Source organism: Martinezella sp. CNPSo 3732 (genome assembly GCF_057784515.1).
In genome coordinates this window covers 154,909-166,578 of sequence record NZ_JBXSOO010000012.1, presented here as the reverse complement: position 1 = coordinate 166,578, position 11,670 = coordinate 154,909, and the positions used below count along the sequence as shown (strand labels likewise).

Annotated in this window: 10 protein-coding genes; 6 read left to right on the top strand and 4 right to left on the bottom strand. The window is 60.4% G+C overall.

Features of this window, described 5'->3' with window-relative positions:
* The first annotated feature begins 90 nt into the window (after positions 1 to 90).
* From AC13RM_RS19950 to AC13RM_RS19930, 5 genes are all read left to right on the top strand, one after another.
* A complete protein-coding gene (locus tag AC13RM_RS19950) occupies positions 91 to 1,107 on the top strand; it encodes a carbohydrate ABC transporter permease (protein WP_285174522.1) in 1,017 nt (338 codons plus the stop codon).
* 1 nt (position 1,108) lies between these two features.
* The gene (locus tag AC13RM_RS19945; protein WP_374820024.1) at positions 1,109 to 2,263 is read left to right on the top strand and encodes a carbohydrate ABC transporter permease; all 1,155 of its coding nucleotides are present in this window, start codon (positions 1,109 to 1,111) and stop codon (positions 2,261 to 2,263) included.
* 36 nt (positions 2,264 to 2,299) lie between these two features.
* On the top strand, positions 2,300 to 3,952 hold the full coding sequence (bglA, locus tag AC13RM_RS19940; RefSeq protein ID WP_488555445.1) for a beta-galactosidase BglA: 1,653 nt from the start codon (positions 2,300 to 2,302) through the stop codon (positions 3,950 to 3,952).
* Positions 3,953 to 3,973: 21 nt separating this feature from the next.
* The gene (locus AC13RM_RS19935; RefSeq protein ID WP_113232180.1) at positions 3,974 to 5,062 is read left to right on the top strand and encodes an ABC transporter ATP-binding protein; all 1,089 of its coding nucleotides are present in this window, start codon (positions 3,974 to 3,976) and stop codon (positions 5,060 to 5,062) included.
* Positions 5,063 to 5,252: 190 nt separating this feature from the next.
* Entirely contained in the window at positions 5,253 to 5,606 is a 354-nt protein-coding gene (locus AC13RM_RS19930) for a hypothetical protein (RefSeq protein WP_112335318.1), read from the top strand.
* A gap of 48 nt (positions 5,607 to 5,654) precedes the next feature.
* On the opposite strand, the gene AC13RM_RS19925 is transcribed toward AC13RM_RS19930, so the two are convergent.
* Positions 5,655 to 6,251 carry a TetR/AcrR family transcriptional regulator gene (locus AC13RM_RS19925; protein WP_440478972.1) on the bottom strand — a complete coding sequence of 199 codons (597 nt, stop codon included), beginning with the start codon at positions 6,249 to 6,251 and terminating at the stop codon, positions 5,655 to 5,657.
* Positions 6,252 to 6,457: 206 nt separating this feature from the next.
* On the opposite strand from AC13RM_RS19925, the gene AC13RM_RS19920 reads away from it, so the two are divergent.
* On the top strand, positions 6,458 to 7,378 hold the full coding sequence (locus tag AC13RM_RS19920; RefSeq protein ID WP_488555444.1) for a DUF3313 domain-containing protein: 921 nt from the start codon (positions 6,458 to 6,460) through the stop codon (positions 7,376 to 7,378).
* A 41-nt stretch (positions 7,379 to 7,419) separates the two neighbouring features.
* On the opposite strand, the gene edd is transcribed toward AC13RM_RS19920, so the two are convergent.
* From edd to zwf, 3 genes are all read right to left on the bottom strand, one after another.
* Positions 7,420 to 9,243, bottom strand: a complete 1,824-nt coding sequence (gene edd, locus AC13RM_RS19915; protein WP_440478973.1) for a phosphogluconate dehydratase — start codon at positions 9,241 to 9,243, stop codon at positions 7,420 to 7,422.
* A 167-nt stretch (positions 9,244 to 9,410) separates the two neighbouring features.
* On the bottom strand, positions 9,411 to 10,109 hold the full coding sequence (gene pgl / locus AC13RM_RS19910) for a 6-phosphogluconolactonase (RefSeq protein WP_285174511.1): 699 nt from the start codon (positions 10,107 to 10,109) through the stop codon (positions 9,411 to 9,413).
* Between the two features lie 15 nt (positions 10,110 to 10,124).
* Positions 10,125 to 11,600, bottom strand: a complete 1,476-nt coding sequence (zwf, locus tag AC13RM_RS19905; RefSeq protein WP_015338847.1) for a glucose-6-phosphate dehydrogenase — start codon at positions 11,598 to 11,600, stop codon at positions 10,125 to 10,127.
* Positions 11,601 to 11,670 lie beyond the last annotated feature (70 nt).

The following is an 11,670-nucleotide window of genomic DNA, read 5'->3' as shown; positions in this document are numbered from 1 at the left end:
GGCGGCGCCATACTGCATATGACGACGCGCCCTTCAGCGCGGCCGATGCCCGACTGATGGACAAAAGCAGATAATTCGGGGAGGGAAGGGATGTTTTCGCAGATCGTATCGGCGATTGGCGCCATGATATTCGGCGTTGCCATTTGCGCCGCTTATTTCTGGTTTTCCAACAAGCTCTTGGACTTGATCTTTCCGGCAAGGGAAGGGGACGACGTTCATCGAGCGGCCGTCAACCTTCGTCGCCGTGGTCTCATCCGCCCCTGGCTGTTCCTGGGGCCGGCCTTGTTCCTGCTCGTCGTCTACCTCGTCTATCCTGTCGTCGCGACCTTCATCCTGTCTTTCTACGGCCCGGACGGCAGCAAATTCGTCGGCGGCGCCAACTATCTCTGGGCACTCAACGACACTGAATTCCGCCAGTCGATTTTCAACAACATCCTCTGGCTTGCCGTGGTGCCGGCCGCCTGCACCTTTTTTGGCCTTGTCATCGCCGTCATGACGGACCGCATCTGGTGGGGCAATCTCGCCAAGGCCGTCATCTTCATGCCGATGGCGATCTCGTTTGTCGGCGCTTCCGTCATCTGGAAGTTTATCTATGAATATCGCGGCGGCACGGATACGCAGATCGGCCTTCTGAATGCCGTTGTCCAGCTGTTCGGCGGCACACCGGAGGTCTGGATCACCATTCCGTTCTGGAACAACTTCTTCCTGATGGTCATGCTGATCTGGATCCAGACCGGCTTTGCCATGGTCATCCTCTCGGCGGCTCTACGCGGCATTCCCGAGGAAACCATTGAGGCTGCCGTCATCGACGGCGCCAATGGCTGGCAGATCTTCTGGAAAATCATGGTGCCGCAGGTCTGGGGCACGATCGCCACGGTCTGGACCACGATCACCATCCTCGTCCTCAAGGTCTTCGATATCGTGCTGACCATGACCAACGGCCAGTGGAACACGATGGTGCTTGCCAACCTGATGTTCAATTGGATGTTCCGTGGCGGCGGCGACAGCGGCCGAAGCGCCGTCATCGCGCTCGTCATCATGGTCGCGGTCACGCCGATCATGATCTGGAACATTCGCCGCGCAAATGCTGAGACGAAGGGGCGCTGACATGATTGGAAATCTCGGTCGCATCGGCCCCGCCCGCATTTTCGTTCACGCCGCGGTATTGCTCATCGTCCTGCTCTGGCTGTTGCCGACGCTCGGCATTTTCGTCACCGCGCTGCGCGACAAGGATCAGATCGTCGCTTCCGGCTGGTGGACGGCCTTTGCCGGCTCGTCGCGCACCACGGCAGCCCGCCTTGACGGTGCGGATAAGGCAAAACCTGATGGCGCAAATTTCGTGATATCAGGCACGCTCGCCGTCGAAGGCGGCGGCAAGATCCAGTCCTTCGGCCTGCGCGTGCAGGAGCCGGCAGCCTACAAGGCAGGCGCTCCCGCCGCGCTGGAAAATGGTGAGACGCTAACGATCAACTCTGATGGTAGCTACAGCTACAAGAAGAACGGCCCGTTTGGGGCGGATGCCCGGGCCAAGCGCGTCTATTTGACGGTCGCCACGCCGCCGCAATTCACGCTGGACAACTATCGCAACGTGCTGGGCGGTGAGGGTATCGGCCAGTCCTTCATCAATTCGCTGACGGTGACGATCCCGGCGACGGTCATTCCGATCCTGATCGCCGCCTTCGCCGCCTATGCGCTTGCCTGGATGGAGTTTCCCGGCCGCGCGATCCTGATTGCGCTCGTCGTCGGCTTGATCGTCGTGCCGCTGCAGATGTCGCTGATTCCGCTTCTGCGCATCTATAACGAAATTGGCCAGATGTTCGGCGTACCGTCGAAGACCTATCCTGGCATCTGGCTGGCGCATACGGCCTTCGGCCTGCCGCTCGCCATCTATCTCCTGCGCAATTACATTGCCGGCCTGCCGAAGGAAATCATCGAATCCGCCCGCGTCGATGGCGCCAGCGATTTCGATATCTTCGTCAAGATCATCCTGCCGCTGTCATTCCCGGCATTGGCCTCCTTCGCGATCTTCCAGTTCCTCTGGGTGTGGAACGACCTTCTGATCGCCATGGTCTTCCTCGGCACCGACAAGGATCACCTCGTGCTCACGGCCGCCCTCAACGCGCTGCTCGGCTCGCGCGGCGGCAACTGGGAAATCCTGACGGCATCGGCCTTCGTCACCATCCTTATCCCACTCCTCGTCTTCTTTGGTCTGCAGCGCTACCTCGTGCGCGGTCTGCTCGCCGGGTCGGTGAAGGGGGGCTGATCCAAAATCATATTATCCAGACAGGACCCATACAGCATGAGCATTGCCCTTCAATCGGCTTTAGATGTTGACAAGGACTGGTGGCGCGGCGCGGTGATCTATCAGATCTATCCGCGCTCCTATCAGGACTCCAATGGCGACGGCATCGGCGATCTCAAGGGTATCGCCGTCCGTCTGCCGCATGTCGCAGCGCTCGGCGTCGACGCTATCTGGATTTCGCCCTTCTTCACCTCGCCGATGCGCGATTTCGGCTACGACGTCTCCAATTATGAGGACGTCGATCCGATCTTCGGTTCGCTGGCCGATTTCGATGCGATGGTGACGGAAGCTCATCGTCTCGGCATCAAGGTGATGATCGATCTGGTGCTGTCGCACAGCTCGGATCGCCATCCCTGGTTCGTCGAAAGCCGCTCGAGCAAGGATAACCCGAAGGCTGATTGGTATGTCTGGGCTGATGCCAAGCCGGACGGCACACCGCCCAACAACTGGCTGTCGATCTTTGGCGGCTCTGCCTGGGCGTGGGATCCGACCCGTATGCAATATTACATGCACAACTTCCTGACCTCGCAGCCGGATATGAACCTGCATAATCCAGAGGTGCAAGACCGCTTGCTCGACGTCGTCCGTTTCTGGCTCGACCGCGGCGTCGATGGCTTCCGTCTCGACACCATCAACTTCTACTTCCACGACAAGGAATTGCGCGACAACCCGGCACTGGAGCCTTCGCGCCGCAACGCGTCCACGGCACCGGCCGTCAATCCCTATAATTTTCAGGAACATCTCTACGACAAGAATCGTCCCGAGAACCTGGAGTTCCTCAAGCGCTTCCGTGCCGTGCTCGACGAATATCCGGCGATTGCTGCCGTCGGCGAAGTGGGCGACAGCCAGCGCGGCCTCGAGATCGTCGGCGAATACACATCCGGCGGCGACAAGATGCACATGTGCTACGCTTTCGAATTCCTGGCGCCGGACGCCCTGTCGCCGGATCGCGTCGAAGAGGTGATGAACGACTTCGACACGGCAGCTCCACAAGGCTGGGCCTGCTGGGCCTTCTCCAACCACGACGTCGTGCGCCATGTCAGCCGCTGGGGCAATCTGGTTGCCGACCGCGATGCTTTCGCCAAGCTCTATGCGGCGCTGCTGCTGACCCTGCGCGGCTCCGTATGCATTTATCAGGGCGAGGAACTGGCACTGACGGAAGCGGATCTTGCCTACCAGGATCTGCAGGACCCCTACGGCATCCAATTCTGGCCCGAGTTCAAGGGCCGCGATGGTTGCCGCACGCCGATGGTCTGGGACAGCCAGGTGGCGCAGGGCGGATTCTCGACGGTGAAGCCGTGGCTGCCGGTACCGGTCGAACACATTCTGCGTGCCGTCAGCGTCCAGCAGGGCGATGAAAATTCAGTGCTGGAGCAGTACCGCCGCTTCCTCGCCTTCCGCAAGCAGCATCCGGCCTTCGCCAAGGGCGAGATTGCCTTTTCGGAGCCACAGGGCGACGTGCTGATCTACACCCGCACTTATGCCGGCGAGACCATTCTCTGCGTCTTCAACATGAGCCCTGTCGAAACGCTGTCAACTTTGCCCGATGGCAATTGGCAGGCGTTGACGGGACACGGCTTTACCAGCAACAACTACGGCAACAAGATCGATATTCCGGCCTGGGGCGCTTACTTCGCGCGTCTCGCCTGACCTTTGGGAGGAGGAAGCACAATGACGGGACTTGTTCTGAGGGATATCAAGAAATCCTACGGCAGCGTGCATGTGCTGCACGGCATCGATCTGGAGATCAATGAAGGCGAGTTCATCGTCTTCGTCGGTCCCTCCGGCTGCGGCAAGTCCACCTTGCTCAGGATGATTGCCGGGCTGGAGAGCATCACGGCCGGGGATATGATGATCGCCGGTCAGAAGGTGAATGAGGTGCCGCCGTCGCGGCGCGGCATCGCCATGGTCTTCCAGTCCTATGCCCTCTATCCGCATATGACCGTCTACGACAACATGGCCTTCGGCATGCGCATTGCCGGCGAAAGCAAGCAGGAGATTGACCGTCGTGTGCGGGCGGCGGCAGCGAGCCTGCAGCTCACGCAATATCTGGAGCGTCTGCCCAAGGCGCTCTCGGGCGGTCAGCGCCAGCGCGTCGCCATCGGCCGCGCCATCTGCCGCAACCCCAAGGTTTTCCTGTTCGACGAACCGCTGTCGAACCTCGACGCCGCCCTGCGCGTCGCGACCCGCATCGAGATTGCCAAACTCAGCGATTCCATGCCCGAGACGACGATGATCTACGTCACCCACGACCAGGTGGAGGCCATGACGCTGGCCGACCGTATTGTCGTGCTGTCGGCCGGCCGTGTCGAGCAGGTCGGTGCTCCCCTTGAACTCTACGAGCGCCCGGCCAATCTGTTCGTCGCCAAGTTCATCGGCTCGCCGGCCATGAACATCATCCCCGCTACCGTGACCGAAACAGGCGCAACGACGACCGTGACGCTAACGGGCGGCAAGGCCGTGACGCTGGACGTACCGACGGAGGCGTCCGAGAAGGGCAAGACGGCGAGCTTCGGTGTGCGTCCGGAAGACCTGCGTGTCGCGACCGGTGACGACTATCTTTTCGAAGGTGAGGTCTCCATCGTCGAGGCGCTCGGCGAAGTGACGCAGCTCTATCTCGAAGGCCTGGTCGATGGCGAGCCGATCATCGTCAAGATCCCCGGCATTGCCGATATCCATCGCGGCCAAAAGATGCGTTTTGCCGCCGACCGTCAGAAGCTGCATCTTTTCGACGCCAGCGGCCACTCCTATCGCAAGTAGGCGCTTACCGGATGCCCCGGCTCAAGTAAAAATGAACAACAAAATTCATCTTGGGCCGGCGCGTTCAAACCTTCTGTTAAAGACCGGCTGATAGTCTCCCCTTCATAATATACTTCAGGGGTCTACCAAGATGGCTGCGTTCGGCAGAGCTAATTCGGGTCAGCATTTCCTTAATAAGGAAGAATCCTTCATGTATGACCGCGAAGTGCGGTTTCGCATGGAAGACACCATGAATGCCGCCCGCCTCGAATACACTGAAAAGGGCGTGATGAATCTTGCGTCGCGCCGCTGCGATATTATCCGTATCTCGCAGAGCAGCGCGGTTCTTGCGATCCTCACCCAGTATAATCTGCCGAAGCAGTTCTATCTGGATATTCCTGACGCCCGCATCACCAAGGTCGGCTGTGTGCTGATGAAGGTCTTCTCCAACAACACGGTGGAAGTTCGTTTCCTGCGTCTCCTCACGGAGAAGGAAATGAACAAGATCTTCGTCTACAGCACGCATCCGGCCCACAAGAACCGCGTGCTCGATATTAGATCCTGATCAACGACCCACAGGAAGCGGCTTAGCACGCTCCGTTCGGCTGACGGATCAGATTTCCGTTCGCCATTTTGCGAGCGCATCCTCAAGATACTTGATCAGCGGCAGCCTGCCATTTTCCTGCAGCCATTTGTTGACCGAAAGGCGAAGCGGGCTCACTCCGATCATCGACACCAGCTGCAGACCGTCGCGGTCCCTGGTCGGAAACAATTCGCACAGGGCTTGGTAGGCGATTTGCTCAAGCTGCAAAGAGTTACCCCGTGACCGGGCGCGCAGGGTCTCGCTTTGACGTAAAAGCTTGGCAGTCTCCAGAAGCCGCGGCGCTTCCGCCTCGATGCGGGCCACAAGTCCCAGGGTGGCTTGATGGACGACCTCGAGCGGACGCCCGGCTGAGGCATTCTCCATGATGCCAGTCCGCAGTGCGTCCATATATCGGCGCTGGTGTGCCAGAAGAATATCGTCCTTGCTCTTGAAGTAATAAAAGAAAGTCCGCCGGGAAATACCGGCCGCTGCCGCAATCTCCTCGATCGTCGTTTCCTGATAGCCTTTCGCGAGAAAGGATTTCATTCCGGCGTCCGCTATGCGTTGAAAGGTCAGGCGGCGCTTGCATTCGCGCAGGCCTTCCGGCTTTGAGGTTGCATCTTGCATCTGGCCATTTTGGCATGAGTCGCAACGCCACTCAAATCATGGGGGGCCCTTACGCCTCCCTCGTAGAGTTCTCAATTCGCGGTAAAATAATTCTTTCGCTTCGCCTCCCGATTGCCGCAAAGTAGCCAACATTAATTTTTACATCAAGTGCGATATTTAATGTTGATGCTGAATGTTCATAACCGGGTGCAGGAGCACAAACATCGATGCCAGCCAATGCAATCCCAAATCACGATGGAAGTAAGACCTATGATCCATATGCCGCCGAAAGCCGTCGGAGGCGCGACATTTGCTCGATGGCTCTGCTGTTGAGCGTGCTAGGGGGCTGCGCCGCCGCCCCGCTGGATCGGGCGGGATCCCTGCGGTCCTATGATGGCCTGACGCGATCGGACGGGCTGGTCGCGCACTCGCTTCTTCGGGTGAGCAGGGACGACGTTCTTGCGGCCAAGACCGTGAAGATCATTCCTACCGCCTTTTCCATGCGCGCCGAAAGCGCTGCCTTCACGTCCAAGCAGCGCGATCTCGTCACCAATGCCGTCGACAGAGCGCTTTGCTCCGGATTGAGCGAACGCTTCATCGTCGTCGGTCTATCGGAGCCGGCAGATCTGACCGTTCGCGCCGTCGTGACACAGGTCAGGGCAACAAATGCGACGGCTGTCGGCGTCTCGAAAGTCACATCCGTAGGCAAGAGCGTATTGCTGCCGGGTGTACCAGTGCCCGTTCCGCGTATTCCGATCGGCATGGGCAGCCTCTCGCTCGAGGCGGAGGCTTTCAATCCCCAGGGTGCGCAGAAGGCAGTCATGATCTGGGGACGTGGTGCGAACGCATTTTTTGATTCGGGCACGGTCGCCAAGGAAGGGGATGCCTATAGCCTCGCCGCCAAATTCGGCGGCGATTTCAGCAAGATGCTGGTCAAGGGCAAGACGCCTTTCGGAGCGACGCCCTCGTTCCCTTCCAGGGCAAAACTCGCGGCTCTCGTCGGTCGAACGCCCAAGTATGAGGCCTGCAAGGCATTCGGGAAGCCGCCGGGCGTGACGGGTTTCGTCGGAGCACGCCTCGGTCTTCCACCGGCATGGACGGACAAGGCTCCGCCGGAAGCAGGAACCATGGCATCGAAAGTTCCCTGATCAGCCTCTGATGCCGTCCTGCTGAAATCCGGCGGACTATCTCAATGGCGGAACAGCACGCTTGCGCCCTGATCCGCCGGTCCCGCGGCGTGGCGGAACGGAGCGAAGAGTTCGCGCCCCATGCCGAATTCGTTCGCCGAGAGATCCGCCACCACCGGCTCGCGCTCCGCCATATCGGCGGCATCGACCAGCACCTCCAGCGTACCGGCAATCGCATCGATGCGGATGATATCGCCTTCCCGGATGCGGGAGATCGGGCCGCCGTCGATAGCCTCCGGCGTCACATGGATGGCGGCCGGCACCTTGCCCGAGGCGCCGGACATGCGGCCGTCGGTCAGGAGCGCCACGCGGAAACCACGGTCCTGCAGCACGCCGAGCGCTGGCGTCAGCTTGTGCAGTTCCGGCATGCCGTTGGCTTTCGGCCCTTGGAAGCGTACGACGGCGACGAAATCGCGGTTCAGCTTGCCGTCCTTGAAGGCCTGCTGCATCTCCAGTTGATCGTGGAAGATCACGGCCGGCGCTTCGATGATGTGACGTTCCGGCTTGACGGCGGAGATCTTGATGACCGCCTTGCCGATATTGCCACGCAGCATCTTCAGCCCGCCATTGCTCTGGAAGGGCGTGTCGATGCTTGCCAGCACCTTCGGGTCGTGGCTTTTTTCCGGAGCGGGTTCGCGCACGACATTGCCGTCGGCGCCGAGCTTGACGTCGATGGAGTAGCCGCCGAGGCCCTGGCCGTAGACGGTGCGAACATCGTCGTGCAGCAGCCCCTTCTTCAGAAGTTCCTTGATGAGGAAGCCCATGCCGCCAGCAGCATGGAAATGATTCACGTCGGCAAGCCCGTTCGGATAGACGCGGGCAAGCAGCGGGATGATGTCCGAAAGCTCGGAAATATCCTGCCAGGTAAGCACGATACCGGCGGCGCGCGCCATGGCGACGATGTGCATCGTATGGTTCGTCGAGCCGCCGGTCGCATGCAGGCCGACGACGCCGTTGACGATCGAGCGTTCGTCGATCATCTCGCCGGCCGGTGTGAACTCATTGCCCATGGCTGTGATGGCAAGCGCGCGCTTGGTCGCCTCGCGTGTCAAGGCTTCGCGCAGCGGCGTGCCGGGATTGATGAAGGAGGCGCCCGGCATGTGGAAGCCCATGATCTCCATCAGCATCTGGTTCGAATTGGCCGTACCGTAGAAGGTGCAGGTGCCGGGACCGTGATAGGACTTCGATTCCGCTTCGAGAAGTTCGGCGCGGCCGACCTTGCCTTCGGCATAGAGCTGGCGCACGCGCGACTTCTCGTCGTTCGGCAGGCCCGAGGTCATCGGTCCGGCCGGAATGAAGACAGCAGGCAGATGGCCGAAGGAGAGGGCGGCTATGACGAGGCCGGGGACGATCTTGTCGCAGACGCCGAGGAAGACGGCGGCATCGAACATATTGTGCGACAGGCCGACGGCTGCCGACATGGCAATCAGATCGCGTGAGAAAAGCGAAAGTTCCATGCCGGGCTGTCCCTGCGTAACGCCGTCGCACATGGCCGGCACACCGCCGGCAACCTGGGCGATGCCGCCCGCTTCGGCCGCCGCTTCGCGGATGATCGTAGGATAGGTCTCGAAAGGCTGATGCGCCGAGAGCATGTCGTTATAGGAGGTGATGATCCCGAGATTGGGCACCTGGTCTCCCGCCAGTGCGTCCTTCTCGGTGGGGGAACAGATGGCGAAGCCATGCGCAAGGTTGGCACAGCCGAGCACGGAACGTTGCGCGCCCTTCGCTGCGGCATTGCGCAGGCGGTCCAGATAGCGCTCGCGCGTCGGCTTCGAGCGCTCGACGATACGTGCGGTAATCGCTGATATGCGGGCGTCAGCGGCCATGGTCGATCTGCCTCCGTCTGTTCTGCGCAATGCCCGAAGATCTGTCTCGGTAGGGGCGTGGCGCGGGGTCCAAAAATCAATGCTTTGCCGCTGCGCCCGCAGGGGCACACGGCGCAGCATAGGTTGCTGTGTCATTCAGGGTTCGATGACGAGGCCTGTCGGCCGTATCATGGAGCCCAATAAATCTCGACCGGGGAAGCCGCCCGGCGCAGCAAGGCACGGATCGGCATCTCGGTTTCCTCGCCTGCTGCTTCGGCTTTGGCGAGAACCTCTTTCTTTCCTTCTCCCTCGATATGGAGCACCAGCAATCGGGCATCCTGAAGGCTGGAGAAAGTGAACGTCAGCCGCGGCTCGCCGGCACCTTCCGCTTCCATCGTGATGATGCCGCGCGGAGTGTCCGGATCGAGTGCGGTTGCGAGATTGCTGCCGCCCGGAAAGAAGGAAGCAGTGTGGCCGTCATTGCCCATGCCGAGGATGGCAACATCGAAGGGATGGCCGACGGCCTTAGTCTTTTCCGTGGCGATGGCGGCGGCCTCCTCGACGGAAGCCGCAGCCTGATAGAGCGGAAGGAAGTTGGCGGCAGCCGCCTTGTCCTTCAGCAGGTTTTCCTGAACGAGCAGGTGGTTCGAGCGCGGATTGTCCGCCGGCACGAACCGTTCGTCGACGAGGGTGACCGTCACCTTGCCCCAGTCGATCGAGCGCGATGACAGCGCCTGGAAGAAGGCCTTCGGCGTGGAGCCGCCGGAGACCGCGATGCTTGCGGAGCCGCGGGCGGTAACCGCGGCCGAAAGGGTCTCGGCCACCTTGTCCGCGAGCTTGCCGGCGAGTTCGGCACCATTGGCAAAAGCATGCATGTTCGCTGTCATCGTTATCGTCCCGGTTTAGATATCGTCGTGCCAGGTGCGGCCGTCACGCTCGATGAGCGCGATAGCCTGGCTCGGACCCCAGGTGCCGGCCGTATAGCCCTGCACCTGCTGGCCGGCGTGTTCCCAGCCCTTGAGGATCGGATCGACCCACTTCCATGCGGCTTCCACTTCGTCGCGGCGCATGAACAGCGTCTGATTGGAACGGATGACGTCCATCAGCAGGCGCTCATAGGCGTCCGGATTGCGGACGTTGAAGGCAGACGCAAAGCTCATGTCGAGCGAGACATTGCGCAGGCGCATGCCGCCCGGACCCGGATCCTTGATCATCAGCGACTGCTTGACGCCTTCATCCGGCTGCAGGCGGATGATCAGCTGGTTGGCAACGATGCGGCCGGCGGCCTGGTCGAAGATGGTGTGCGGGATGTGCTTGAAGGTGATGACGATTTCCGACATGCGGCCGGCGAGACGCTTGCCGGTGCGGATGTAGAAGGGAACGCCAGCCCAGCGCCAGTTGCCGATCTCGGCCTTGATGGCGACGAAGGTTTCGGTGTTGGAGACGCCGCCTTCCAGTTCGTCGAGATAGCCCTTGACCGGGCCGCCTGCCGAAGCGCCAGCGCGATACTGGCCGCGAACCGTTGCCTGTTCGACATTGGACGCGTCGATCGGCTTCAGTGCGCGCAGAACCTTCAGCTTCTCGTCGCGGACGGCTTCCGAATCCATGGAGGAGGGAATTTCCATCGCGGTCAAGCAAAGCAGCTGCAGGATGTGGTTCTGCACCATGTCGCGCAGCGCGCCGGCCGTGTCGTAATAGCCGGCGCGGCCTTCGAGACCGACCGATTCAGCGACGGTGATCTGCACGTGGTCGATATGGTTGGCGTTCCACAGCGGCTCGTAGAGCGCGTTGGCAAAGCGCAGCGCCATCAGGTTCTGCACGGTTTCCTTGCCGAGATAGTGGTCGATACGGAAGATCTGCTCTTCCTTGAAGACCTTGCCGATGGTGTCGTTGAGCTGCAGGGCAGATGCCAGATCTCGGCCGATCGGCTTTTCGACGACGATGCGGGTCTGCTTGGTGATTAGCTTGTGATCGTGGATCTTCTGCGAGATGTCGCCGAAGATGCCCGGAGCGACGGCGAGATAGAAGGCGCGCACGCGCTCCTTGCCTTCGTCCAGAATCTTCTTCAGCTGGTCCCAGCCGGCGTCGCTGCGGGCATCAACCGGTACGTAGAACAGGCGAGCCAGGAATTTCTTGACTTCGGCGTCGTCATATTCACCCTTTTTCAGGTGTTCCTTGAGGGCTGCATCGGCAAATTTGCGGTATTCTTCATTGGAAAGCGCGCTGCGCGAAGCGCCGATGATGCGTGTCGGTTCGGAAAACTGACCTTCGACCTGACGATGGTAAAGAGCGGGCAGGAGTTTGCGTTCGGCAAGGTCGCCGCTGCCGCCGAAAACGACATAATCAAATGGTTCAACAGGAATGATTTGGCTGCTCATGAGCTATCTCTCAATCGGTCTTGGTTGAGGCCCCTTTTAATCTAATCGATTTAAAAAGGCCAGTGTGCAT

What these genes read in the sequence shown, in the direction of transcription:
- zwf (WP_015338847.1), bottom strand. Translation starts at nt 11,600, where the DNA reads ATGAGCAGCCAAATCATTCCTGTTGAACCATTTGATTATGTCGTTTTC.
- AC13RM_RS19935 (WP_113232180.1), top strand. Translation starts at nt 3,974, where the DNA reads ATGACGGGACTTGTTCTGAGGGATATCAAGAAATCCTACGGCAGCGTG.
- AC13RM_RS19920 (WP_488555444.1), top strand. Translation starts at nt 6,458, where the DNA reads ATGCCAGCCAATGCAATCCCAAATCACGATGGAAGTAAGACCTATGAT.
- AC13RM_RS19925 (WP_440478972.1), bottom strand. Translation starts at nt 6,251, where the DNA reads ATGCAAGATGCAACCTCAAAGCCGGAAGGCCTGCGCGAATGCAAGCGC.
- AC13RM_RS19930 (WP_112335318.1), top strand. Translation starts at nt 5,253, where the DNA reads ATGTATGACCGCGAAGTGCGGTTTCGCATGGAAGACACCATGAATGCC.
- bglA (WP_488555445.1), top strand. Translation starts at nt 2,300, where the DNA reads ATGAGCATTGCCCTTCAATCGGCTTTAGATGTTGACAAGGACTGGTGG.
- edd (WP_440478973.1), bottom strand. Translation starts at nt 9,243, where the DNA reads ATGGCCGCTGACGCCCGCATATCAGCGATTACCGCACGTATCGTCGAG.
- AC13RM_RS19945 (WP_374820024.1), top strand. Translation starts at nt 1,109, where the DNA reads ATGATTGGAAATCTCGGTCGCATCGGCCCCGCCCGCATTTTCGTTCAC.
- AC13RM_RS19950 (WP_285174522.1), top strand. Translation starts at nt 91, where the DNA reads ATGTTTTCGCAGATCGTATCGGCGATTGGCGCCATGATATTCGGCGTT.
- pgl (WP_285174511.1), bottom strand. Translation starts at nt 10,109, where the DNA reads ATGACAGCGAACATGCATGCTTTTGCCAATGGTGCCGAACTCGCCGGC.